Source organism: Wenyingzhuangia sp. IMCC45574 (assembly GCF_054182685.1).
On the sequence record NZ_CM135169.1, the window covers coordinates 2,820,029 to 2,845,516 of the forward strand.

The 25,488-nt window shown below is 31.6% G+C and carries 18 protein-coding genes and 1 other RNA gene; 13 read left to right on the plus strand and 6 right to left on the minus strand.

Features of this window, described 5'->3' with window-relative positions; genetic code table 11:
* Positions 1-18: 18 nt before the first annotated feature.
* Entirely contained in the window at positions 19-1,404 is a 1,386-nt protein-coding gene (locus ACXHHC_RS12025; protein WP_458226623.1) for a sulfatase, read from the plus strand.
* Between the two features lie 2 nt (positions 1,405-1,406).
* Here ACXHHC_RS12025 and ACXHHC_RS12030 read toward each other — a convergent pair whose 3' ends face one another.
* From ACXHHC_RS12030 to ACXHHC_RS12050, 5 genes are all read right to left on the minus strand, one after another.
* Entirely contained in the window at positions 1,407-1,655 is a 249-nt protein-coding gene (locus ACXHHC_RS12030; protein ID WP_458226624.1) for a hypothetical protein, read from the minus strand.
* A 133-nt stretch (positions 1,656-1,788) separates the two neighbouring features.
* A complete protein-coding gene (locus tag ACXHHC_RS12035; protein ID WP_458226625.1) occupies positions 1,789-2,697 on the minus strand; it encodes a carotenoid biosynthesis protein in 909 nt (302 codons plus the stop codon).
* Between the two features lie 136 nt (positions 2,698-2,833).
* A complete protein-coding gene (locus ACXHHC_RS12040) occupies positions 2,834-3,880 on the minus strand; it encodes a T9SS type A sorting domain-containing protein (RefSeq protein WP_458226626.1) in 1,047 nt (348 codons plus the stop codon).
* A 109-nt stretch (positions 3,881-3,989) separates the two neighbouring features.
* Entirely contained in the window at positions 3,990-5,072 is a 1,083-nt protein-coding gene (locus ACXHHC_RS12045) for a LuxR C-terminal-related transcriptional regulator (RefSeq protein WP_458226627.1), read from the minus strand.
* A gap of 1 nt (position 5,073) precedes the next feature.
* On the minus strand, positions 5,074-6,426 hold the full coding sequence (locus ACXHHC_RS12050; protein ID WP_458226628.1) for a UDP-N-acetylmuramate--L-alanine ligase: 1,353 nt from the start codon (positions 6,424-6,426) through the stop codon (positions 5,074-5,076).
* A 98-nt stretch (positions 6,427-6,524) separates the two neighbouring features.
* Here ACXHHC_RS12050 and ACXHHC_RS12055 point away from each other — a divergent pair, with 98 nt between their 5' ends.
* The 11 genes from ACXHHC_RS12055 to ACXHHC_RS12105 all read left to right on the plus strand — a co-directional run bounded on the left by ACXHHC_RS12055 (position 6,525) and on the right by ACXHHC_RS12105 (position 22,335).
* A complete protein-coding gene (locus tag ACXHHC_RS12055) occupies positions 6,525-13,085 on the plus strand; it encodes an alpha-2-macroglobulin family protein (RefSeq protein ID WP_458226629.1) in 6,561 nt (2,186 codons plus the stop codon).
* A 201-nt stretch (positions 13,086-13,286) separates the two neighbouring features.
* Positions 13,287-14,105: a 3-deoxy-8-phosphooctulonate synthase gene (kdsA, locus tag ACXHHC_RS12060; protein ID WP_458226630.1), complete on the plus strand. Its 819-nt coding sequence runs from the start codon at positions 13,287-13,289 to the stop codon at positions 14,103-14,105.
* Positions 14,106-14,712: 607 nt separating this feature from the next.
* Positions 14,713-15,110, plus strand: a transfer-messenger RNA (tmRNA) gene (ssrA, locus tag ACXHHC_RS12065).
* Positions 15,111-15,242: 132 nt separating this feature from the next.
* Complete coding sequence (locus ACXHHC_RS12070; protein ID WP_458226631.1) at positions 15,243-16,085, plus strand: hypothetical protein; 843 nt, start codon at positions 15,243-15,245, stop codon at positions 16,083-16,085.
* An 82-nt stretch (positions 16,086-16,167) separates the two neighbouring features.
* Complete coding sequence (locus ACXHHC_RS12075; RefSeq protein WP_458226632.1) at positions 16,168-16,458, plus strand: helix-turn-helix domain-containing protein; 291 nt, start codon at positions 16,168-16,170, stop codon at positions 16,456-16,458.
* Positions 16,459-16,460: 2 nt separating this feature from the next.
* Positions 16,461-17,777, plus strand: coding sequence for a DUF3987 domain-containing protein (locus tag ACXHHC_RS12080; protein WP_458226633.1), 1,317 nt, complete (start codon positions 16,461-16,463; stop codon positions 17,775-17,777).
* A 219-nt stretch (positions 17,778-17,996) separates the two neighbouring features.
* The gene (locus tag ACXHHC_RS12085; RefSeq protein ID WP_458226634.1) at positions 17,997-18,839 is read left to right on the plus strand and encodes a toprim domain-containing protein; all 843 of its coding nucleotides are present in this window, start codon (positions 17,997-17,999) and stop codon (positions 18,837-18,839) included.
* A 110-nt stretch (positions 18,840-18,949) separates the two neighbouring features.
* The gene (locus ACXHHC_RS12090) at positions 18,950-19,246 is read left to right on the plus strand and encodes a hypothetical protein (RefSeq protein WP_458226635.1); all 297 of its coding nucleotides are present in this window, start codon (positions 18,950-18,952) and stop codon (positions 19,244-19,246) included.
* A 416-nt stretch (positions 19,247-19,662) separates the two neighbouring features.
* A complete protein-coding gene (locus ACXHHC_RS12095) occupies positions 19,663-19,890 on the plus strand; it encodes a hypothetical protein (protein ID WP_458226636.1) in 228 nt (75 codons plus the stop codon).
* Positions 19,891-19,940: 50 nt separating this feature from the next.
* A complete protein-coding gene (locus ACXHHC_RS12100) occupies positions 19,941-20,474 on the plus strand; it encodes a hypothetical protein (RefSeq protein ID WP_458226637.1) in 534 nt (177 codons plus the stop codon).
* A gap of 10 nt (positions 20,475-20,484) precedes the next feature.
* Positions 20,485-22,335: a hypothetical protein gene (locus ACXHHC_RS12105; protein ID WP_458226638.1), complete on the plus strand. Its 1,851-nt coding sequence runs from the start codon at positions 20,485-20,487 to the stop codon at positions 22,333-22,335.
* A 14-nt stretch (positions 22,336-22,349) separates the two neighbouring features.
* Here ACXHHC_RS12105 and ACXHHC_RS12110 read toward each other — a convergent pair whose 3' ends face one another.
* Entirely contained in the window at positions 22,350-23,576 is a 1,227-nt protein-coding gene (locus ACXHHC_RS12110) for a tyrosine-type recombinase/integrase (RefSeq protein WP_458226639.1), read from the minus strand.
* Between the two features lie 306 nt (positions 23,577-23,882).
* Between ACXHHC_RS12110 and ACXHHC_RS12115 the strand changes: the two genes are divergently transcribed.
* Positions 23,883-25,337 (plus strand): IS1182 family transposase, encoded by a 1,455-nt coding sequence (locus tag ACXHHC_RS12115; protein WP_458226392.1) that lies wholly within the window; start codon positions 23,883-23,885, stop codon positions 25,335-25,337.
* The last annotated feature ends 151 nt before the right edge of the window (positions 25,338-25,488 follow it).

Consider the following 25,488-nt stretch of genomic DNA (forward strand, 5'->3'; position numbering starts at 1 on the left):
AGGTTTTAAATACAGATGATGAAAAAAATGAAAGCTTGTTTTTGGTACGTACTATTGTTTGGCTTTTTTACAATTCAATCTCAAAATAGAAGACCTAATGTAATTCTATTTTTGGTAGATGATATGGGGTGGACAGATGCCAGCTGTTTTGGAAGTGACCTATATAAAACACCTAATTTAGATAGATTGGTTTCTGAGGGAACTCATTTTTCCAATGGGTATGCATCGTCTAATGTTTGTTCTCCTACTAGGGCGAGTATCATGACTGGAAAGTATCCTGCGAGATTACATGTAACAGATTGGATTGAAGGTCACAAGCAACCTTATGCAAAGATGAAAGTTCCTAATTGGAATCAGAAGCTAGATTTAGAGGAGGTAACATTGGCAGAAATGTTTCAGAAAAATGGTTATAAAACAATTCACTTAGGCAAATGGCATCTGGGAGAAGATCCAAAATATTGGCCAGAAAACCAGGGTTTTGATATGAATATTGGTGGTTTTAGTGCTGGTTCTCCAAAAGCTGATGGAGGAAAGGGGTATTTTTCCCCCTATAACAATCCTAGATTAAAAGATGGTGAAAAAAATGAATACCTAACCGATAGATTGGCAACTGAAGCAGTAAGTTTTATTGAGAAAAATAAGACAGAACCTTTTTTTATGAATCTTTGGTTGTATAATGTGCATTTGCCGTTGCAAGCTAAACCTAAAGTAGTAGCAAAATATAAAAGGTTGATTAAAGCTGGTATGAAACATAACAATGCAATTTATGCTGCCATGATAACGCACATGGATGATGCTTTGGGGAAAGTGATGACTTCCTTAAAAGAGAATGGGCTAGAGGAGGATACGATTATTGTGTTTCATAGCGATAATGGAGGACATTTAAAACCAACAACCAATGTACCGTTAAGATCAGGAAAAGGAAGTGTTTATGAAGGAGGGGTAAGGGTTCCGCTAATTTTTAAATGGAAGGATAAGATAAAAAAAGGATGCGTTTCTAAGGATTTGGCAATTTCTGCTGATATAATGCCAACTTTATTAGGTTTGATTGAGAATGAAAACTCTTTACCCAAAGGCATTGATGGGATGGATTTAAGTTCTGTTTTATTAGAAGGAAAAAAGAGTAAAAGGAAAACACTTTACTGGCATTACCCACATTACCATAAAGGAGGGGCTAAGCCTTACAGTGCTATTAGGAAAGGAGATTGGAAGTTAATTCATATTTATGAAGAAGATAATTTACAATTGTATAATTTAAAAAGTGACTTGGGTGAAACCCTAAATTTAGCTCTTAAGGAACCTAAAAAAGCAAAAGAGTTATTAGCCGATTTAAATAAATGGCGAAAAAATGTAAAGGTACAGGTACCAACCATAAATCCTAATTATGATGCTGCCAAAAAGTGATTTTAATATTTAAAACGCCTTTTTGTAATGCCTAGGTCATGAACTTTTTTTGCATTGGTTAGAATATATCTCCATAAACCACTTCCACGAATGGCTAGAGATTTCATTTTTTCTACCTTGTTTTTACCTGTGTTTTCGTAAGAGTATTTTAACTCTTCCCCTGTTTTAGATAATTTAATAATAATGTATTCGTCCCCAATTTGAAAAAAATCAATATCCGATTGACCACTAATATTATTGTATTTTTTCATCCTGTTAATTAAGTGATTAAAAATGATTTAAACGAAAGTTAAATACATTTTTTTATAGTCTAAATAGCAGTTTTTTTAATTCCTTTTCTTAGAGTTTTACTATGGTTAAAAGTAAAGAGGAATTTGATAAAGCTTATTCATCTATTTTGTGAAAAGGCTGTCTGTATAAGAAAACTATAAGCATTGCTCCAATAATCATTATCGTAAAGAAACTTATTAGTGCCAAAGAATAGTAGATGTCGTGGGTGAGCCACTGTGTTACATCTCCACTTGTTTTGTATTTAGGTATGGTAATAATTTTGTTTTGATCGTATTTTAAAATTGCCTTTATTGGATAAGTGATACTGTCTAATGAAATTACAATGTATGTAAGCAAAGGGTAAAACCAGAATTTCTCAGAAAATTTATAGCTTGATGGGTATTGTTTGTTTCGGGTGTATAGAAAGAACAAGGTATAGATAATTAACATACAAAAATACCAAGCCACAAAGTTCTGAATGGGTACTCCAAAATAATTGCCTCCATTTTTCCAAGTCCATAAACCTATTATTGTTGAATTCAATGGGGTGAATGTTAAATTCCAAGAAACCATAAAAAAAGCGGCCATACTAGGGATTAGAAACATGTCTTTTGGACTGTAGTTTTTGGTCATTCTATTACAAATAATATGAGAAAGTACCCAAGAAAGATAACCTACAGAGAAGTATGAAAATACAATCAAAATAGGGACTTTTCCTAGTTTGACAAGCAACTTGTCGGTGTAATAGTAGTTTCCAAAAGGGAAGCCAGTCTCAATGCTTAAAGACTCCATACTCCAAGAAATCATAAAGGTGATTAAAAAGAATATGAGAGTAGTTTTTTTGTTGTACCAAAGTTTACAATGGAATACAGAAATAACGAGGGGTATTAAAATGACTATATCTGTCCAGATGTTAGATTTGAAAGTAACGTTTAAAAAGTTTTTTAAGATGACACATGTAAAATATAAGCTTATAAGTGCCAAACTTGTGAATTTAAACTTTTTAAATATTGAAATATTCATATTTTATGCTCGTATTTATTAAGGGGGTATCTCAAAAATAGGAAATTAATTAAGATATATGCAAAAACACCACAACAGTATGTGTATTAGAAAACATACTATTGTGGTGGCAGAAATTTAATAAGATTAAGGTATTTTACTGTTTTAAGAATCTCTTAAATACAAATCCTTTATTGGTATCTAGCTTTAAAATGTAAACTCCACTTGCTAAATAAGTAGTAAACTTGGTTGAGGTAGTTGTAAAAACTTTACTTCCGGTATAGTCTAAAATCTCTATAGAATCTATTTGAAAAGGAGATTTTATAGTCAGTTGATTTTGGTTTTGAATTACTTTTACTTCTTTAGATAAAGAATTGATTAAAGGATTACTTAAATCTGAGTTTTTAATAGTATAAGTGTTTTCGTTAACTCCTGTCGGTATTATATTACTAAGCGATAAATTAGTGTAAGACTGAATGGTGTTAGTAGGATTAATTGATAGAGTAATAATTCCATCTAGGTCAGCTAAGTTACCTCCAGAAATAGTTATAGTAGCATTGGTGGCATCAGATTTAAAAGTTTCTAGTATTCCTTGTTGATTGTTTACTTCTACCTGTTTTGCAGTTACTAATTCTTTCAATCTTTTCACTGCATCACTCTCACTATTCTCTATAGCCGTTTTTTGATTCAAAAGATTTGTTTTGAGTTGAGCTAGAATAGTTAGCATTTGCCTAGCTTCAACTTCCTTACTCGGATCGGTTGCAAGTACGTTATTGGCTTCTGTTTCTAGTTGAACTATTATTAGCAGTTCTTCGTTAATGCTTTTTAAAATTGAAGCTTTATTGGCTTCATGGGAGGCAATAGCAGCAGATAATTGAGTATTTAATGAGTTTAGTTCAGCAGTTAAGGCATTCAATTTATTTGTATTAGAGTCAAGATCACTAAGCCTAAAATTTGTAGAGGTACTAATTGTAGCTGAGGTTCCAGAAATTAAAAAGTCTGAATCCAAGACCCCTTTAATGGCTTGGTTAAAAGTAATGGTAAAAGAGACTTCATCTGCATCTGTCGTTTCGTCTAAATTTCTTGTGATAGAAACAATTTCTAAGGGATTTGTGTCTTCTGTTCTTGTAAAATTACTTTTTGCAAAAAGAATGTTTGACACTAAAAGATAATAGAATAATAGAAATGTATTTTTTTTGTCCATAGTAAATTAAAGTTTCGGACAAAAGAAATAGTAAGTCGTAAAAATTATCTCATCCCACAGGGGTGAATTTTAAGAAAAGGCTTTCCCGTTTACCACAACAGGCTGTTTTTTATATAGTTATGAGGGCTAAATCTTTTCGGTTTTGAATGTCTAATTTTTCGTAGATATTGCGAATATGAGACTTTACCGTATTGATGGAAATGAATAAATTTTCGGCAATTTGCTTGTTAGTGCTATTGTTTACCAGCTCTGAAAGTACTTCTTTTTCTCTATTGGTAAGATTGTATTTATTAGCTAAAGCATCTACGTTTATTTTGCTTCCAGTCTCGTTTTTTTGGAGTTGAGAAAGGTAAATATGCAAACGTTTTTTCATTAATTCATTTTCCAATAAAATGAATTTGTTTTGTCTAATAATAGCGTATGTTAATACGATTGTTTCAACAACCAATCCAATTTTTAACAAGTTTCCAGAATTTTCAATTACTTGAATATAAATTGGGTTGAACAAAATGTGAAAAAAAGCAGTTATCATAGCTAAAGAAGTACCTAGAGTGAAATATAGAATACTCTTTTGGTGTTTAATGATAAAGAAAGATAGAATCCAAAAAGATAATAAGGTAAAAACACTAATAGTGTTAGAAAATGTAATCCAAAAAACATCTTTATGGAAGAAATACCCTAGAAAAATGAATAGTTGTGCAACAACTATGTAGATAAGAATCTTATTAGTTTTAGGGAAGTATTTTTTTAAGTCGACAAACTCTTTAAAATACAGGAAACAAGAAATTATGTTTAAGTGATGGAAAAACACATCAAAATCGTAGGTAAACAAACAGTTTTTAACATAGGGGTATAGCAATCCTTCGTGATACGCAATCGTGATATTGGTACTAACAACAAAAGCCAAATAGTATAAGAACAGAGAATTTCGAAGGTTGACGTAAAAAATGATATTTAGGATAATGATCATACCAATCAACCCAAAATACAAACTAGAGTGAATTAAATAACTCTCAGATTTATGAGCTCTATTGATAAATTCACTTTGCGGAATCTTGTTTTGTGCTTGTATTACTTTTTGACTTTCTTCCCAGTGTTCTGCAATGTATTCTTCATAGGGTGTTACGGGAGTTTGGTAACAGTTGGTCAGTAATAAAAGAAAAAACAGATATAAGAAATTCCTTTTTAGCATTTTAAATCAAGCTTTTAACTTCCTCAAAATCCAAACCTCCATAATTCCCTGAACTCATTAATAAAGTAGCCGAATTGGCTAAATTCTGAGAAAATAGAAACTCTTTAAAAGCTTCAGGATTGGTATAAATAATTAAATCCTCTCTTTTAAAAGCTTCTTTAATTTGCTGTTCTGTAACTTCCTCTAATTGTTTAATGACAACTGCTTTAGGCGAGTAAAAAACAACCGCTTTGTCTGCTTTGTCCAAAGCTCCAACATACTCGTTTAAGAATACAGCATTTAAGCTGCTGTACGTATGCAGTTCTAAACAGGCTAAAACAGTTCTATTGCTATATTGATTTTTAACAGCAGTTGTAGTTGCAGCTACTTTACTAGGAGAGTGAGCAAAATCTTTAAAAATTACAGCGTTGTTACTTTCTGCAATTTTTTCCAAACGTTTGCTAGCTCCTTTAAAACTTTCAATAGCTTCGTAGAATTCTTCTTCTCCTACCCCCATGTGTTGACAAATCCATTTTGCACCTGCTAAATTTTGTAGATTGTGTTTTCCGAAAATTTCCAAAGGCATATCTCCTTCTGGAGTTTCCAACAAAGTGGTACCGTCATCAATGGTGTAGTCTGGAGTTTGGTAAGGGTATTTTTTTACAGGATTTGTAGAAGATTCTACAACCTGTTTTACATTTTCATCCTCTTCGTTATAGACCATAATTCCACCAGGAGTTAGGCTGTCTGTAAAAATGGAGAATTGTTCCATATAGTTTTCAAAAGTGGGAAATACGTTTATATGGTCCCAAGCAATTCCGCTTAATAGGGCAATATTAGGTTTGTATAAGTGGAATTTTGGTCTGCGATCTATGGGGCTCGATAAATACTCGTCACCTTCTAAAACCATAAACTCATTTTGGGTAGTTAAATGCACCATAGTGTCAAAGCCTTCTAATTGAGCACCAACCATATAATCTACCGAAATTTCATGATAGTTTAATACATGAAGAATCATAGAGGTAATAGTAGTTTTTCCATGAGAACCCCCAATAACTACACGAGTTTTGTCTTTAGATTGCTCGTATAAAAACTCAGGATATGAATAAATGGTTAGCCCTAATTCTTGAGCTCGTAACAATTCAGGATTATCTGGTTTGGCATGCATTCCTAAAATTATGGCATCCAAATTGTTATTAATCTTTTCTGGAAACCACCCAAACGACTCTGGTAACAACCCATGTTGGTCTAAACGAGACTTAGAGGGTTCAAAAATAGTATCGTCGCTACCTGTAATTTGGTATCCTTTTTTATGTAAAGCAATGGCTAGGTTGTGCATGGCACTTCCGCCAATAGCAATAAAGTGAATGTTCATAGAAATGCAATTGAAATGTAAAAGTAGTTATTTAACATACTATTTTAAATAGATTCTATAAAAAACACTATTTTAAAACTCAAAAAAAATTACTGTTCATGAAAAAAATCTTCTTTCTAGTATTTGTCAGTATTACAATTCTTGTATCTGCACAGAGTCCATCTAAAACCTATCAAAAACTATGGCAGAAAGTTCAAATAGATGAGTTAGACTTATTACCAAAATCTGCTTTACAAAAAGTTGATGAGATATATAAACTAGCTAAGAAAGAGCAAAATGAACAACAGCAAATCCGTTGTTTAATTTATCAAAGTAAATTCTCATTAGCATTGGAGGAAAATGCACAATTAAAAGTTGTGAAAAACTTTAAGGCCGCAATCGTTCACACTAAGAGCAAAGCAAACAAGGCAATTCTTAACAGTATGTTAGCGCATTTATATTGGGGGTATTACAACAGAAATAGATGGAAGATATATAATAGAACCAAAGTAACTGGAACTGATTTAGGAGATGATATTAAGAAATGGGATGTTTCTAAATTGATACAAGAGACCAAAAAGTGTTTTAAAGCATCATTAGTAGACGAGGATTTGTTACAAACTCTTTCTGTAAAGGATTATGAAGAATTAGTAGATGTAAAAGAAAACGTATCGTTTTATAGACCAACTTTGTATGATTTTTTAGCGCATAGAGCCATTCAGTTTTACAAAGACACCCAAAGTAGTATTACACAACCTAAAGAACCTTTTTTAATTGATGATGTTAGTTATTTAGAAGAAATTGAAACGATTGAACTAAAGACAAAAGATGTTGATTCAAACAAATTTTTAACGCTACAATTGTTTCAGAAACTGATTCAGTATCATCATAAAAAAGGAAATAGAGAAGCTTATTTTAAAGTGCTATTCCAAGCATTAGAATACATAAAAGATAGAAGTGTTTTCAGTACCGATAGAAATGTAAAACTAGACCTTCTAGAAAAATTGACGAAAGAGTATCCTTTAACAAAAGAGAACAATCTTTTATATTTTGAAATTGCCAAAACAAAGTATGGTTTGTTTAAATATAAAGAGTCGTTGGCATTGTGTAATCAAATTATTGAGAATGACTCTTTGTCTAGTGCAGCTATAAACTCCAAAGATATTAAGAGGAATATCTTAAGGCAAAAGCTAGATACACGTATAGAAAGCTATATTCCAGTCAATAAAAAAAGTAAAGCACTCATTACCCATAGAAACATAAAAGAAGTTTCTTTTTCTATAGTAGAGTTGAGTAAGCAGGTAAGTGACTCGCTTTACAACAATAGAAAGATTTCAAAAAAGACAGATTTCATCAAACGTATTCCTAAGTTGTTGGAATGGAAAGAAATATTGAAAGAAGTAAAAGATTATAAAGAGCATCAAACAGAGGTTTTAATTCCAGAACTATCTCAAGGAAAGTATCTTTTAATAGGAAAAGCTAAGGGGCAAAACAATTACTCTTTTAAAGAGTTTCAGGTAACCAATTTAAGTTTCTTAAAACTTAAAGATGGAATGTTTCAAGTAGTTGATAGGTGGACAGGTGCACCAGTGGCGAATGCTAAGGTGAATCTGTATCAAAAGAAAGATCGTTGGATGAAAAGAGGCTTGAATAAAAACTTTGTTACAGATGCTAACGGAGCTTTTGTTTATCCGTCAAAATATAGATTCTACAGTGTAAGAGCAACGGTTAGTACGGATAATGATAAAGCTGTTTTTAATTCTTTTTCGGTTGATAAAGATTATGATAACGATGATGAGGAGGAAATAGAGGATAAAGCTTTTGTGTTTACAGATCGAAGTATTTACAGACCGGGTCAAACAGTTTATTTTAAAATCATTTGGATTCGCAAAAAAGGGCAACAGGTAAGTCCAGTTGTTAATGAAAATATAGAGATTTTAGTAGAGGGACCAAATGGTGATGAGGTTAAGGAGTTAGAATTAACACTAAATGAATATGGAACAGTAGCAGGAAGTTTTACATTACCAAAAACAGGCTTAACAGGGAGGTATCGTTTTGAGTTAGATGAAGATTTTGATGAGTATATAGATGATTTACGTACATACAATGATACTTTTTCTGTTGAGGAATATAAAAGACCTAAGTTCGAGACTGCTTTTAATCCAGTTAAAGAGTCCTTTAAAGTAAATGATTCTGTAAAAGCTGTAGGAACAGCAACTGCATTAGCAGGAAGTAATATTACCGATGCCAAGGTGAAGTACAGAGTGGTAAGAAAAGCGAAATATCCGCGTTGGTGTTGGTGGATGCCTAGAGTAAATAATCGCCAAGAGATTGTTCAAGGAGAAACGACAACTGATGCGAATGGGAAATATACCGTACCATTTAAAGCAATTCCAGATCCTACTATTGATAAAAAGAGCCAGCCTACTTTTTATTATACCGTTTATGCGGATGTAACGGATGTGAATGGCGAAACTAGAAGTACTGAAACCGAGGTGAAAGTTGGCTATCATACCATGAGTTTATCGTTAACTACTTTAGATCAATTAGAAGTTAGTAGAAAAGATCATGAAATTCATATAAGCACAGAGAACTTAAATGGAGAAGTCGTAGCAGCGAAAGGAGCTTTAAAAATATACAAGTTGATTGCTCCAACGTTTCCACAAAAAAATAGAGCCTGGAACAAACCAGAGTATTCTAATATTTCTAAAGAGGATTATAATATCTATTTCCCCAATGAAACATTTGAGAATGTTGAGAATCCAAATAAGTGGGAAAAAGGGGAGTTAGTTTTTAATAGAAAATTTGATACAGCTAAAGAGAAATCAATTGCCTTCAAGAGAATTAAAAGATGGAAAACAGGAAAGTATCTTATTGTAGCCGAAAGCAAGGATGCCTGGGGACAGGAGGTAATAGATGAAAAGATTATTGACTTGGTAGATAAAAAAGCAAAGAAAGTAGCCGATCAGCAATTGTTTCATTTGTCGTTGGATAAAGAAAGTTATCAACCTAAAGATTTTGTAGAGCTTTCTATAGGTTCAGGATCTAAAGACATGACTGTATATGTTGAGGTGGAGAAAAATTACCAAACTTTTTCTAAGCATACCATTCATTTAAATAATGACATTAAGAGACTAAAAATTCCTGTTTCTGAATTTGATAGAGGAGGATTTGCTATAAAGTGGCATTACGTTAATTTAAATACGGTAAAGAGTGGTGTTCAAATAGTTTCTGTTCCTTACAAGCCAATGGACTTAAAAATAGAAACACTTACGTTTAGAGATAAACTAGAACCTGGGGCTAAACAAAAATGGAGCTTTAAGGTAACTGGGGCTGATAAAGAAAAAGTGACTGCAGAGTTGTTGGCTTCTATGTATGATGCTTCTTTGGATCAGTTTAAAAAGCATAGATGGAATTTTAATCTTAGGAATTTAGAAACGTATAGAGCTTATAATTATATATCATCACACTTAAGTTTTGGAACCAAAACTATTCATATAATTCCAAGGAGCTATAGGAGTTATTATTATAGCCATAGTATAAGGGCTAACGAATTTAAGTGGTATGGCTTTAGTTTTGTTGGAAATAAATCGAAAAACAGCAACTATTTAAGTAGTATAAAACTTGAAAGAATTGAGTATGATGGTGAAGCAATGGGTGTTGTAACAGATGTGAATAATAAACCATTAATTGGGGTAAGTGTTTCTATAAAAGGGACAAATTATAACGCAATTACAGATTTCGATGGGAATTTTAAAATAAAAGCGAAAAAAGGAGATGTATTGGTTTTTGAATTTATAGGGTATAAGACAGCAAAATTTAAATGGGAGTCAAAATCTGGGTTTAAAATGGTTCTAAATTTAGGCTCTAGTGCTTTGGATGAGATAGTTGTTGTTGGTTACGGAAGTCAAAAGAAGAAGGAATTAACTGGAACTGTAACAGTAGTGAAAGCTGAGAAATTAGCAAAATCTGGTGTAGCAGATGTAGAGCAAGCTTTGCAAGGACAAGTTGCTGGTGTAAATGTTGTTGCTTCCTCGGGAGCTCCAGGAGAAGAGTCTAATGTCCTTATTAGGGGTTATACATCCTTGTTAGGTGGAGATAAGAGTCCTCTTTATGTTGTAGATGGTGTTCCTTACGATAAAGACCCTAAACTGAATATAGCTGAAATAGAAAGTATTGATGTGATTAAGGATGCAGCTTCGGTAGCTATTTACGGAGCAAGAGGAGCGAATGGAGTAATTATCATCACCACCAAAGCAGGTTTGAAAAAACAAGAACAAGCATTGGCAAACGTAAAAGCTAGAACGAATTTTAACGAGACGGCTTTTTTCTTTCCACAACTAAAAACCAACGAAAAAGGGGAGGTTTCTTTTGAATTTACCATGCCAGAAGACTTAACACGTTGGAAGTTACAATTATTGGCTCATGACAAGCGATTGTATACAGGTTATAAGAGTTTAACCACCGTAACACAAAAACAGTTAATGGTAATTCCGAACACTCCAAGGTTCCTAAGAGAGGGTGATGAAATTACCTTAAGCACAAAGATCTCCAATTTAGGAGATGAATTCCAACAAGGAAGAGTCAAACTAGAATTAACCGATGCTATTACTGGAAAAAACGTAGATGGATTGTTGCAAAATACTGAAGCAAGTCAAGCTTTTTCGGTCGCTAAAAAAGGAAATACTTCAGTGTCTTGGAATCTACAAATTCCAGAAAATGTGAGTGCTGTGCAATACAAAATTGTAGCGGCTAGTAATGAGTTTTCAGATGGAGAGCAAAATGTATTACCTGTATTGTCTAACCGAATGTTGGTGACAGAAACATTGCCTTTGTGGGTAAATGGAGGGCAAACTAAGACTTTTACTTTAGATGCATTAAAAAATAATACATCTAGGACTTTAAAACATCATCAAGTAAGTTTAGAGATAACTTCTAATCCTGCTTGGTATGCAGTGCAAGCATTGCCTTATTTAATGGAGTATCCACATGAGTGTGCAGAGCAAACCTTTTCTAGGTATTATGCAAATCAGTTGGCAAGTCATATTGTAAATACGAATCCAAAGGTTAAAGAAGTGTTTCAACAATGGGCTTCCTCAGAAGCATTGGTAAGTAATTTAGAAAAGAATCCAGAGTTAAAATCTATAATTATTCAAGAAACTCCTTGGTTACGAAGTGCTCAGTCAGAAACGGAGCAAAAAAAGCGTATGGCTTTGTTGTTTGATCTGAGTAAAATGGAGGGAAATTTAGACAGTGCAGTAAAAAAGCTAGACAAAATGCAAATGGGGAATGGAGGTTTTCCATGGTTTACTGGTTCAGATTATGCCAATCCCTATATTACACAACATGTGGTACAAGGTTATTGTCATTTAAAACAACTGGGTGTAGAGATAGAGGGCAAGAAGGTAGAAAAAATGATAACAAAAGCTCAGCAATTTTTAGATGAAGAGTTGTTAGCACGTTATCAAAGACTCTTGAAAAGAGCAGCAGAGCTAAAAAACAAAGCAGAAACAGAAAAAGAAGGAATCCAAAAATCACAAAGTTATCTCGCTAGGAAACATTTATATAGTTTTGAGTTACAATACTTATATGTATTAAGTTTTAATCCATCAAAAAAGAAAGAGGGGCAGTTGCAAGAAGCAATAGCTTATTACACCAACCAAGCAAAGGAGTTTTGGAAAGAAGAAACCTTGTATGATAAAGGGTTGTTGGCCTTAATTCATTACAGGAATGGTAAGCAAAAGGTAGCAAATAGCATCGTGAAGTCCTTAAAAGAAAACTCGGTGTTGAGTGAAGAAATGGGACGTTATTGGAAAGAAAATAAAGCCAGTTGGTTCTGGTACAGAGACCCAATTGTTACACAGAGTTTATTGATAGAAGTATTCTCGGAAATAGAAGATAACACCCTGTTTGTAGATGAATTAAAACAATGGTTGTTAAAGAATAAACAAGTACAGCGTTGGAAAACTACCAAAGCAACTACAGAAGCGGTGTATGCTTTGTTGTTACAAGGGTCGGATTGGTTGTCTGTAGAAGAAACGGTTGACGTTAAAATAGGAGGGAAGCCTATTCCTGCTGAGAAAATGAATGCTGTAAAAGTAGAAGCAGGAACAGGGTACTTTAAAACGATCTGGAAGGCTAATGAAATTTCATCTGATTTAGGAGAGGTTACGTTAACCAAGAAGCAAAAAGGAGTTGCTTGGGGTGGATTGTATTGGCAGTATTTTGAGGATTTGGATAAAATTCAACAGTCAGAAACACCGTTGAGCATAAAGAAAGAAGTGTACTTGAAAAAGAATACAGACAATGGACCAACCTTAGTTTCTTTGGATGATACTTCGTTAAAAGTAGGAGATTTATTAACGGTAAGAATAGAGTTAACCACAGATAGGAAAATGGAATTTATTCACATGAAAGACATGCGAGCTGCTGGTTTAGAACCGGTAGATGTTATTTCTAAATACAAATGGCAAGACGGTTTGGGGTATTATCAGAGTACAAAAGATGCAGCTACTCATTTCTTTTTTGATAGAATTCGTAAAGGAACCTATGTGTTTGAGTACGATTTAAGAGTTAGTCACAAAGGAGTGTTTAGCAATGGAATTACAAACATAGAGAGTATGTATGCTCCAGAATTTAGTAGCCATAGTAAAGGAATCAAAATAAAAGTAGAGAATTAGATATTAGAATTTAGAAGCTAGAGGGGTAAATAATTCTTCTTCTTGATTATTTTTAATATGGATTCTAGGTCATCGAGTTGTCTGTGCTGAGCTTAGACGAAGTGTCGAGATGTAAAATATTAAAGGTTTCAAAAGGGTTTAACTAGAAGTAAACAAATAACCAATAGATAACGTATCTTTGAACCCACAAAAATTAGTGATATGGACTTAAATGTAATCCCAAAACTTAAACATACCAATTCTGATAACTTCTTTTTATTAGCAGGACCTTGTGCTATTGAAGGAGAAGACATGGCATTGAGAATTGCTGAACAAGTGGTGAAAATCACAGATAAACTAGAAATTCCTTATGTGTTTAAGGGGAGTTTTAAAAAGGCAAATCGTTCTCGTATAGATAGCTTTACTGGAATTGGAGATGAGAAAGCTTTGAAAATATTACGTAAAGTATCCGAAACGTTTGATGTACCTACGGTAACAGATATTCATGAGGTAGAAGATGCTGCTAAGGCTGCTGAGTATGTAGATGTATTACAGATTCCTGCTTTCTTAGTTCGTCAGACAGACTTAGTCGTAGCTGCTGCTAAAACAGGTAAGGTAGTCAACTTAAAGAAAGGACAGTTTATGAGTCCGGGTGCTATGCAGCATGCCGTACAAAAAGTAAAGGATGCAGGTTCTGAAAAAGCATGGGTTACCGATAGAGGAACTATGTTTGGATATCAAGATATGATTGTAGATTTTAGAGGAATTCCAGAAATGAGAGAATTTGCTCCTACAGTGTTGGATGTTACACATTCGTTACAGCAACCAAATCAAACTAGTGGAGTTACAGGAGGTAGACCAGATATGATTGGTACTATTGCCAGAGCAGGAATTGCTACTGGTGTTGATGGTTTATTTATAGAAACACATTTTGATCCAGCAAACGCAAAGTCTGATGGAGCAAATATGTTAGATATCCAATATTTAGAAAAACTATTGACAGATTTAACCGCAATTAGAAAAGTGATAAATACACTTTAGTTAAAGCTTCTTGCAGATAGAATAATTATTTTCATTAAAATATTGACAATGTGTGGGTTATGTGCTTTGTAATTTGTGCATTGTCATTTTTTGTATTATATTTACATATGTTAATATAACATATGCCCTTTTATTTGTTTCGTTTTTTAAAACGAGACACAAGTATATCAGTTACTTATTTACTTACCTCTATTAGAAAAAGAAAGAGTTTGCGTTCTTCTGCTTAAAAGTAGGAGAAAGTTGATTTGAATTAAAACTAATAGAATTCTCCAACTTAATTTAGAGCTTTTTGTTAGTTGTTAATAAACGAAACTAATGTTGAACTAACTAAATATTTGTAAGTATGAATGTAAGTAAAGACACAACACAAACCTTATACGCTTTTGTAGCTGTAGTAGCATGGTTTATAGTCTTAGCTCTAGTTGCTTTTTTTGTAGTCTAATTTGATACAGAAAAATAAAATCGGTTACTCACTTTTAAATCCTAAGAGTGCAATGTACTATTTGTTTCTATAAGAATTTAGAGACAGGATATGCTATGCTTTAATGCTCAATTTTTGTATTTTGTGTAGAGAAATAATTACATTTGCAATCTTCTTTGAAATTTTGGGGGTGACTGGTTTTGACAGCGAGATCAATTGACTAGTAAGCATGCCGAGAGATGGAGCTCATTCTCGTAAATCGAGGTTCCACAACAATAAACGGTGAAGAATCTTTCGCCATGGCTGCCTAATTTCCGAATCACAGTAGGAACTGGCCTAGGCTCACAAGGTGAGCAAGCTATGCATCTCTTGTAAGCGCTGATAGACCGCGTGCAATTTAGAGATGTCGTAAAAGTCTAAATAGGAAAGGTATCACTTAGCTGCTTTTCCGAAACTAAATAAGTTAAGCTTAAAGTAAGTTGTTTTTGACTAGCTTTTCGTCGAAAATTTGATAAAAACTAAGCATGTAGAAAGCTACGAAGTTGCTTGTTTGGACCCGGGTTCGATTCCCGGCACCTCCACTAATTCTGTTGAAACCCCTAGTATTTACTAGGGTTCTTTTTTTTAGGTGACAAAATGGGTGACATTTTGTTTTCTGTTTATTATTTCTGTTTGTTATAAAAATTCACTAAAATTATAGTCAAATATAGTTAATAATGAGCTTTGTAATTGAAATCAAAAATGAGTTAACAACAAAATATACTGAATACAATAGAAGAAGACAGTATTGTAAAATAGAGTCTTTAATAAAAAGTTGCTTGTTAAGTCACACAATTTTAAAAGCTCATAATGAATTAGATACTACACAGATTCAATCTATAGGTCTTTTTGCCAAGTCATTAAAGTTTCAAGAAATGTTTAATAATGATTTCTCTATTTACTCGGAGGTATTTAAAAACAAGATGTGTGAAGCCATTTATAACTTTAGTACAGATTTTGAATTTACTAAAGAGAATATTTTATCTCATGGCTTGAGACCAGGTTTCAATAAGTTTACTGTAGGTTCTTTTTTGAAATATATTGAACAAAAATTACCTTATTTAATATTATTATTAGACTCAGAGTTAGATGATGAACATGACAATCTTAATCCATTTGAGAGAAACCAGAGATATATAAATAAAGAGTCTAAGAAATTCATCAATGCCAATAAAGACTTTTTTGCTTACATAAAGACAGAATATTCATTCCCGCTTTGCCAAGTTTTAATAGAAAAAGGTCTTTATGATTCGAAGACTAAAAGAATTATCACTAACCAATTTAAAAGAAAATATGATTTTGGTGTTTTTGTAAAGAAACTAAATGATTTATCAATTTTAGATTGGACTAAAGTAAGTAAAGATAATGGAATTGCTAACGGATTATATCCAAGTTCCAAAAAGTTTTTTAATACTTCTTTTGCAAAAAATAACTTTACAAATAAAATCAATAAAGAGTTAGACTCAAATGATTTAAGTTTTTATGACTATTTATCGTTTTTAGACAAGTTAAAACAGTAAATCCAGATTCAAATCCAATAAATCCAAAGTTTATTATAGCTATATAAGAAGTTTGCTCATGAAATTTTAAATAAATAATATCATGAGTAATTACATGTCAAATCCGTTTGAGCATATCTATAAAGAGTTGTTCAAACTCAATGAAAAGTTTGATTTGGTCTTAAATCAAGCTGAAAACGAACGTAAAAACAAACTCTTTACTGTTGAAGAAGCATCGGAGTTTTTCCGTGTGGACGTTCAAACTACGAGAGCTTATATTAAGAAAGGCTTAATAAAAGGACAGAAAGTTGGGAGAAAGATTTTGATCCCATATTCTGAAATTTTTGATTCAATGGATGAAGTGAAAAGTCTTAAATATAAGCGTGTAAGTTAAGTATGGGGGATAAAGAAAAAAGTTCCCATTCGAATAATGAAGATTCAAACAGGAACTCTAAAAAAAGTCAAAACAAATATACTTTTCCTTTTCATGTATTTCCAGAGAAAATACAAAAAGTTTCAAAATACTTTGTCGATTATTATAGCTTTTCACCAGACTTCTTGGGTAGTTGTATGTTATTAGCTTTTTCATCTTCAATAGGTAAATCATACTCTCTTAGTGTATTGGAAGGTTGGAATACTTACTGTAATCTGTTTTTAGTCATTGTAGGTGATGCAGGAACGTGTAAGACACCAGTAATGAAATTATGTATGAAGCCTTTAAAGGATATTGATAAGGAAATTTACAAAGAGTATAAGTCTAAGTGTAAAGATTATTCTTCAGATAAGGAGTCTAAAATTAAGAAGCCGTCATTTATTAGATTGTTGTACTCAGATTTTACTCCAGAGGTTTTGATGCAAGCATTAGAAGAATCAAAAAAGTCTGTAACTATTTATGTAGATGAAATATTGAGCTGGTTAAAAAATATGAATAGATATCAATCATCTGGAGAGCTAGAGAGTTACTTAAGCCTTTGGAGCGGTAACAGTTTTACAAAGGATAGAGTAAGTTTAGAAAGTATCAGTGTTGAAAAACCTTTCTCAAATGTTTTAGGTGGTATTCAACCTAAGAAAATTAATGAACTTATGAGGAATGGGAATGAGGATAATGGTTTTGTAGATAGGATTCTATTTGCTTACCCTGAGCAAATAGATAAAAATAAGTGGCCTCTAGTTGAAGGGGATTCAGAAGCTTATAAATTGTATTCTGAAGTCATAAATAAGCTTTATAATTTAAAAGGAAGTCGGGTTCTAAATTTTTCAGAGGCTGCTAGGAAGAAGCTTTTTAATTGGCAGCACTCTAATCAAGTTTATAATTTCGAGGGGTTTGAATTAGGAGCATCAGCAAAATTAGAAGAATATTCTGCGAGGTTCTCATTACTACTTCAGGTTCTATCAGATGTAACACTTGAAAAAGAGTCTACTGTTGTTGGAGTAGATGCCGTTGAAGGAGCTATGTGTTTAGTAGAATATTTTTATGAAAATACTTTTAGAATAAGATCAAAAAAACATTTTTCTTATTTAGATACTCTAACAAAGGAACAGTTGCATGTTTATACGATTTTGAATGAGGAGTTTACGACTTCTGATATGAAAAATGCTGTGAAAGGTTTTTTAAGAGAACGAGCGATGTATAACTTTTTAAATAATACAAAATTGTTTGAAAGAGTTTCTAAAGGGCATTATAAAAAGATAATAAAAATTATAAAAGACTAGATTTTGTGTGCATAACGTGCACAATATGCAGTATTGAATTAGTAGTCTGAAAAACTGTGTTTTAGAGTTGTTTCTTACTGCATTTGTTTTGCACGTTATGTACTTTCTTATTATTTGAAAAAAGCTGCATTGTTTCTGCAGGCATTCTGCATTGCTAAAACGTTTGCAAGCTATTGATTTTATTGATAACTGCATGATATGCACAAACTGCAAGTAAAAATGAATTGTCAACAAGCGAAAAAAGTTCCTGTCATTAATTATATAGAGTATAAAGGCTATGATTATACCAGTTATACCAATCATTTTAAACTTAAAAGTCCTTTTAGAAAAGAAAGAACCCCAAGCTTTGTAGTGTATAAAAAGAACAACATTTGGATAGATTTTGGAGCTTCTAAAAGAGGTGATATTATTGACCTGGTGTGTTTGGTAGAGCGTTGTACTATCAACGAAGCTTTGGTGATTGTTTCTAGCTTGGGAAGTTCTCTTTCTTCTTTAGGGCAAAAGACTATAAAACTTAATTGCCAAGAAGAAGAAAAAGATTATGTCATAAAGAAAGTAGTTGAGCTAAAAACAAAATCATTAATAGCTTACGTAAAGTCGAGGAAAATAGATTTGGAGCTTGCTAAACTGTATTTAAAAGAAATTCATTACACCCATAAGGAGAAGTATTATTATGGGGTTTGTTTTTTAAATAATTCAAAAGGTTACGAGGTTAGAAACCCTTATTATAAAGGAACGTTAATAAATAAAGACATAACTACCTTTTTAAATGATTCTGAAAGCATTGTTGTTTTTGAAGGGTGCTTTGATATGATGAGTTATAAAACTTTGAACAGAGAGTCTAATGAAAGTTTATTGATATTAAACTCTTTATATAATTTAAAATTAGCATATCTAATTTTAGAACAGTTTTCAGTAATAAAGATGTGTTTAGATAATGATGAAAAGGGGAGTGAGACTTCGGGAAAAATAGTTCATAAATATCCAGAGAAAACGATAATTGATAAACGAGAAAAGTATCGTGGGTATGGTGATTTGAATGAATATTTAACCTCTAAATAGTAAAGTTGCAAGTTGTGTTTTCCGACACGGAAAACGAACTTGATTTTGTTAAACTAGGACGTTTATAAAATGAAAAATCTGCGCAACTTGATTTTTTTAAATAAAAAATAATGAAACAATCAGTAATAGGTTTAAGAAAAAAATTAACTAAAGAATTTGGTTTTGATAGTAATGAACTTCTTTTTTATGATGATGTCTTATACAATGACAATACAAGGAAAAAAATAAAAGAGACTGTTGAATACATAAATAGTAGGCCAAATCACTACAAAGAGATTTCACATAAAAAAAATGCCATTAAGAAACGTGTAAAAACGTTAAGAGAGCAATATTTCCCAAAAGAAAAAAGGACTGAGGGAGATACACACATTGGTTCCATTATAAAAACAAAAATTTTAAATCGTTAAATATTAATTCTTAAAAATTACAAAATGAAAAAGGTCTTATTTATTATGCTATTAAGTGTATTTAATTTGAAATGTTCAAACAAATAGCCATGCTGAAAATATAAAAAGCGTTGCAGATATAACGGATAAGTTACAAAGTCTTGATATTTCTAAGGATGCTAAAAAGATTGCAGGTAAAAAAGCTGAAATTTTAAAATGGAAACAAAAAGACCAGGTGTTTGTCTTGCTGGTTAAAGTAGGAAAGAAAAAGTATGAAGTTTACCTAAAGAATGCTATCTTAACTAGCGAAGTAAAACTATTAGAGTAAAAGGACATGAGTACGTTACGCTACCGCTAGGGTTCATTTTAAAAAACAATCCGTTTTAAATGAGCTTTTAAGCGTAAAAACGAATTATTTTTTAAAACGCAGAATTATTATGAGTAGATCATTTAAGAAGAATAAAATTCAAGGTATTACTACTGCTAAATCTGAAAAATACGACAAACAAAAAGCTAATAGAAAGTTTAGAAGAGTAGTAAAAGAGAAACTAGGTTCAAGTAGTGAAGAACTACCTCAAAGAAGGGAGCTTTCTAATGTTTGGAGTTTTGCGAAAGATGGGAAAGTTTATCGTCTTAACATGTTAGATAAAGATTTGAGAAAGTGATTTTTAACGAAATATGATAATCGATATCCGTTTTTTGTTAAATTTGCAATATGGAGTCTAACAAAAAAGCTGCTTTTGAATACTTTTTATTTAAAATTCTAGATAGAGAAAATATCTTAGAATCAAACGACTATAGTATATTAAAAGTAATGAAGCTTCTTTTTTTTACAGCTGCTGCTTCTGTTCAACTAGATGAAGAAGATTCAATTCTAGATGATGTTTTTAGTACGTTTAAGGCTCTTCCATTTGGGCATGTAGAGACTGAGGTCTATACATATCTAAAAGATGATTTTGCAGATAAAAATATTAAAATTAATAGTTCTTATTCAAAAATAATCAATCAAGAAAGGATTGTTGAGAATGCTGATATTCATTCTGTTGATAAGAAAATAGACAGAGCTATTGATCAGTTATACTTGTTAAATAAAGATTTGTTTTCTATGGCCGCGTTTGATTTAGTTGAATTAAGTCATAAGTGGTATTCTTGGCAGCATTATTATTCTATTGCGAGAGATAACGGTAGGTATAGTCAGTCTATTCCTTTGGAAGTAATAAAACAAGAGGAGCATTTCTTTTACTTATAAAAAATCGCTTGTGGAAACTCTTTTTAGTCAAAGTTTAGAAAAATTAAACTTTGATTCAACTATTGATGAATCAGATAAGACCATTGTTTTAAAGAAGTATCAAAATTCATTAAATGAAGTGTTTGATGAAGTGTTTGATTCTGTGTGTGTTTCATTACTGAAAGGTGAATACGTATGTGATGATTTATTGGAGGCTAAAATCAAGAAAATACATTCTGATATTGATTCTAAATTGCAAGGCTTAATTCAGTCAGATACGCTTCAAATTGAAGATGAACTCCTCTATTCTTTTCATGATGATATAACCTATATGAGAAAAGCATTTAAGATGCTTTTAGAGATGTACTTGTCATTCATAGATGTAATTCAAAAGGGTATTAAATCAAATGATCAAATAGAGGTAGTTGGAACTCAAACTTTTTATCAGTTTAGATCATTAGAAAAGAGGAGTGGGACTTTTTCTCTAATTTCAAAAAAAATTGAACTATTCGGTTTGTTTTTAGGTCTTAGCTTACTAGACTTTTTTTTCAATGAATCTTTAGATCAATATAAGGTATTGTTAAATATTGAAAGAAGAATAAAGCGTTTAACAAGATATTCGGAGTTTTGTGATAATGTTCTTAGGAAGATTTCATTTCTAAAGTATAAATGGGAAGTTAAATTTAAAAGAGATAGTACGTCTACAAATGGATTTGTAGTTTATGGTCAAGTTATAAACTTTGATAAAGTAGGTAAGCAGAATTTATTTAATAATTCAAAGTTAAATATTTGGAAAAAGTATATAGAGAATCATTATGAGATAGATGAAAAGTGGAAGGCAGGGGTGCGAGAAAATACATCGGCTTTATATGATGAGAATCTAAATGAGCTTAATGTTTTTCAAATGCATGCTTTGTTAAAATTTTCGAAGGACACAATACGTGACAATAATAAAATAAAAGATATTGTTGAGAAGAGTAAAGAGTTGATTTCAAGAAATCAGAACGAGAAGTATTGCTTTAAAAAAATATACTCTTATTGTTTGAATAATTATTTGTCAAGCATGGTAGATGTTCTTGATAAAGATTTGTTTGATAGTGAATTATATGATGGTATAAAGAACTTGAAAAGAGAAATAGACAATAATAACAACTTATGTAATAATTATAATTTTTTTTCTGATAGTAAGTATTTGGACTATTTGTTAAGACGTATTTCTAGGTATCTTGATTTTAATGAAGAACAAAAAAATATTTACAAAGATGTAATTGAAGTTGATATAAATGAAGTCGATGATATAATTAAGAATTCAAACGAGAAATTAATTTGGTCTAAAAAATATTTTAATTACGTGTTCTCATTACCTTATGAAGAGTGTTTAGTTGAAACTCCTAGTAAGAAGTTGAAACATATGTATTATGCCTCTTCCTTTGTCCTGCCAGCTCCCTCAAACAAAACACATCTTGATTTTGAAATATTATTGTCAGATGCAAATAATGTAATAAATAGCTTTATGATTTTTTCAAGATTTAGAAGAGAAGTTTCTGCATTTGATCGAAGTAAGTCTGAATTGAAAGAGGATATTAAAGATTTAGAAAGTGAAATGAAAACTAATAAAATCGATTCTATAGCAATTATAGGTGTATTTACAGCAGTAATTGCATTTGTAATGTCATCTATACAAAGTTTTAGTTTTATTAAGAATTTAAAAGATTCTCTTTTATTTATTTTTAGTGTAGGATCTACTTTGGTTATTTTCTTAAGTTTATTTACCGCTATAATTAAGGCTAAAGAAAAATTTAGAAGAGAATGGATATACATCCCTGTTTTTGTTTCCTTGATAATCATGCAAGCAATTATATTATATTGTAAAAGTAAGTAGGAGGTAGTAATATCTTAACTAAATACATTCCTAACAGCATCAATTTTAGCTTTATCATCAACCTGGTGATACATGTTAAATGTACGAATGTCTTTATGTCCTGAGATGCTCATAATTGTTTTATCAGCAACCCCGTAGTTTCTCATAATGGTTATAAAGGATCTTCTAGCTGTGTGAGTGGTAATTCTATCGTAAAATGGTTTAGAATATCTAACGTGTTTAGCCCCTTTAGCAACAGTGTATTCAACTTCTCGGTTAAATTCTAGCTTTTGTAAAATTTCTTTGATGTACTCGTTTTGTTTTTGGTTACTCCTTTGAGGAAGCTTATAGTTGTATTTAACTAAGATTTCTTCAGTTATGGGTAATAAAGGAATACTCCTCTCAGGTTTGTCAGGATTTTTGTCATCTTTAACGATAAGAAAACCAGGGGTTATATTCCCTTTGTTGATGTTTTTAAGGTCTCCATAACGTAGCCCAGTAAGACATTGGAAAACAAATAAATCTTTAGTTATTTCATGTTTAGTACTTTTGAATTGATGTTGGTATATTATTTCAATCTCTTCTTTTTTTAGAGCCTCTTGTTTAGTGACAACTCTACTTGGTTTTTTGAATTTTTTGAACTCTGTACTAAATATTAGCTTATTGTTGAAAGACCAATTTAGGAAAGAGGTAAGAAGTCCTAAATTTCTAGCAAAGGTATTGGTGCAATGCTGCCTGTCTCTATAACAAAAGTCTGTGTATTCGTTTAAAAAAGAAGCATTGATATTGTTGAAATTTAAGTAGTATTTTCTTTTAGCTTCAAACTCAATAAGCATGTTTTTAAGGTTCTTATACCTTTTGATGGTTGAGGGTTGCCATTCTTGTCTCATCATTTTCTCGTTCATGAATTTTTCATAGGCATCAAAAAAGTGATGTTTGGAATTGTCTACTTTGAAAACTGAGTTGAATTGGTCTTTTAAGTATTTGCTGGTTAGTTTAATTTCAGTTTGTTTGGCTATGGTAACTAAACTCTCAAACTGGGAAGAATACCTGTCTAATTGAAATTTAATGGAGGAAGCATTTGGGCTTTTAGCTTTTCCTTTTTTTAGAGGTTGGTTGTTTTCAAAATCCCATTGAGATGGAATGATGTTTTCTCCAGTAGAGTATACAAACTTTTTCTTTTCGTCTTTAAAGTAGCACGAGAAATAGATTAATGATTCTTTTGTACTTTTTGGTTGTTTCAAATAAAAGGTATGTTTCATAGAAATACTTTTTTTTGAAATAATAAGCAGGTGACAAAAAAGGTGACAAAATTGTTATTGCTAGTTATTGTTTAAACTTATTATTTCGTGTTAAAAACATCTGTAATTCCAGTGTTTATAAGGAATATATAAGTTTTTTTTCTATTAGAAAATATTGTGAACAATATCCGGCACCTCCACTAAAAGAATTTATAAAATTTCATAAAAAAAACCTACAGGTAACACCGAGGCTACTGAAAAAGTATATTTATAAAAAAGAGGAATAGAATTATTAAATTCTATTCTTCTTTTTTTGTATTTTTCTTTATGCTGAATCAACAACAAACTTTAGGTCTAAGTGAATATAGTTCACTTTACGATTTGATAGTTCCCCAAGATAATTTATTAAGAAAAATCAATGACTTAATAGATTTTAGTTTTATTTATGAAGAACTTTTAGATAAATACTCCATAGATCAAGGTAGGACAGCTGAATGCCCTGTAAAACTTTTCAAGTACCTATTATTAAAAGTGATTTACACTTTATCAGATGTTGATGTGGTAGATCGTTCTCGTTATGACATGTCTTTTAAGTATTTTTTAGAAATGCTACCTGAGCAGGGAGTAATCAATCCAAGTACCTTAACAAAATTCCGTAGGCAACGTCTTAAAGACACCAATTTACTAGATTTATTAATTAACAAAACCGTAAGTATTGCTGTCGAAAAAGGAATCATCCGTTCGGGTTCTATCATTGTTGATGCTACGCATACTTTATCCAAATCTAATCCATCTTCAGCTATTGATATCTTGCGAGAAAGATCAAAACAACTTCGAAAAGCTGTTTATACCTACAAGGAAGATTGGAAACATAAAATGCCTACTAAAAACGATTGTAATGATTTAGAAAAAGAAATGACCTATAGTAAAAAGTTAGAAACTTTACTTGAAGCTTCCCCAACAATTAGCGAAGTACCTTTTGTAAAAGAAAAATTGAACCTATTAAAAGAATCTATCGATGATATAGAACAACACCAACAAGAAGTTGTATCTAAAGATATGGATGCTAAAATAGGACACAAGTCATCAGATAGTTCCTTTTTTGGATTTAAAAGTCATCTGGCCATGACACAAGAAAGAATTATCACAGGAGCCGTTGTTACTTCAGGCGAAAAAGGAGATGGACCTATTTTGCCAGAACTTATAGCGCAAAGTCAAAAAAATGGAATAGCTGTAGATACAGTTATTGGGGATGCAGCTTATTCAGGCAAGAAAAATTTAGAATTAGCCAAAGAAAAAAACATTCAAATAGTAGCAAAGTTAAATCCTGCGATTAGTCAAGGATTCAGAAAAAAAGAAAATGAATTTGATTATAATAAAGATGCAGATATGTTTGTTTGTCCTGCTGGACATCTAGCAACAAAAAAAGCAATTCAAGGCAAGAAGAATACTCAGAAAAATCAAGTAATCACCTATTATTTTAATGTCGAAAAATGTAAAAACTGCCCTTTAAGAAAAGGATGTTATAAAGAAGGAGCTAAGTCAAAAACATATTCGATATCCATAAAATCAAAAATACACCAAGAGCAAATTGATTTTGAAAAAACAGACTATTTTAAAGAAAAATCAAAGCATCGCTATAAGATAGAAGCTAAAAATGGTGAACTAAAAAATGTTCATGGTTATGGAAGAGCTACCTCGTATGGTATTGAAAATATGCAAATGCAAGGTGCTTTGACCATTTTTGCTGTAAATCTTAAAAGAATTTTGAAATTAAGCTAAGAACGAATAGTTCTAAAACTAAAGCCTATAAAAAGGCTATAAACAACCTCTTCAAACTCTTTTAAAGTCTCAAAAATTAACCCAAAAAAGTATTGAAATAAAAAAAGAGATTCAACATTTACATGTCAAATCTCTTTTTGAAAAACCTTTT

What these genes read in the sequence shown, in the direction of transcription:
- ACXHHC_RS12025 (WP_458226623.1), top strand. Translation starts at nt 19, where the DNA reads ATGAAAAAAATGAAAGCTTGTTTTTGGTACGTACTATTGTTTGGCTTT.
- ACXHHC_RS12030 (WP_458226624.1), bottom strand. Translation starts at nt 1,655, where the DNA reads ATGAAAAAATACAATAATATTAGTGGTCAATCGGATATTGATTTTTTT.
- ACXHHC_RS12035 (WP_458226625.1), bottom strand. Translation starts at nt 2,697, where the DNA reads ATGAATATTTCAATATTTAAAAAGTTTAAATTCACAAGTTTGGCACTT.
- ACXHHC_RS12040 (WP_458226626.1), bottom strand. Translation starts at nt 3,880, where the DNA reads ATGGACAAAAAAAATACATTTCTATTATTCTATTATCTTTTAGTGTCA.
- ACXHHC_RS12045 (WP_458226627.1), bottom strand. Translation starts at nt 5,072, where the DNA reads ATGCTAAAAAGGAATTTCTTATATCTGTTTTTTCTTTTATTACTGACC.
- ACXHHC_RS12050 (WP_458226628.1), bottom strand. Translation starts at nt 6,426, where the DNA reads ATGAACATTCACTTTATTGCTATTGGCGGAAGTGCCATGCACAACCTA.
- ACXHHC_RS12055 (WP_458226629.1), top strand. Translation starts at nt 6,525, where the DNA reads ATGAAAAAAATCTTCTTTCTAGTATTTGTCAGTATTACAATTCTTGTA.
- kdsA (WP_458226630.1), top strand. Translation starts at nt 13,287, where the DNA reads ATGGACTTAAATGTAATCCCAAAACTTAAACATACCAATTCTGATAAC.
- ACXHHC_RS12070 (WP_458226631.1), top strand. Translation starts at nt 15,243, where the DNA reads ATGAGCTTTGTAATTGAAATCAAAAATGAGTTAACAACAAAATATACT.
- ACXHHC_RS12075 (WP_458226632.1), top strand. Translation starts at nt 16,168, where the DNA reads ATGAGTAATTACATGTCAAATCCGTTTGAGCATATCTATAAAGAGTTG.
- ACXHHC_RS12080 (WP_458226633.1), top strand. Translation starts at nt 16,461, where the DNA reads ATGGGGGATAAAGAAAAAAGTTCCCATTCGAATAATGAAGATTCAAAC.
- ACXHHC_RS12085 (WP_458226634.1), top strand. Translation starts at nt 17,997, where the DNA reads ATGAATTGTCAACAAGCGAAAAAAGTTCCTGTCATTAATTATATAGAG.
- ACXHHC_RS12090 (WP_458226635.1), top strand. Translation starts at nt 18,950, where the DNA reads ATGAAACAATCAGTAATAGGTTTAAGAAAAAAATTAACTAAAGAATTT.
- ACXHHC_RS12095 (WP_458226636.1), top strand. Translation starts at nt 19,663, where the DNA reads ATGAGTAGATCATTTAAGAAGAATAAAATTCAAGGTATTACTACTGCT.
- ACXHHC_RS12100 (WP_458226637.1), top strand. Translation starts at nt 19,941, where the DNA reads ATGGAGTCTAACAAAAAAGCTGCTTTTGAATACTTTTTATTTAAAATT.
- ACXHHC_RS12110 (WP_458226639.1), bottom strand. Translation starts at nt 23,576, where the DNA reads ATGAAACATACCTTTTATTTGAAACAACCAAAAAGTACAAAAGAATCA.
- ACXHHC_RS12115 (WP_458226392.1), top strand. Translation starts at nt 23,883, where the DNA reads ATGCTGAATCAACAACAAACTTTAGGTCTAAGTGAATATAGTTCACTT.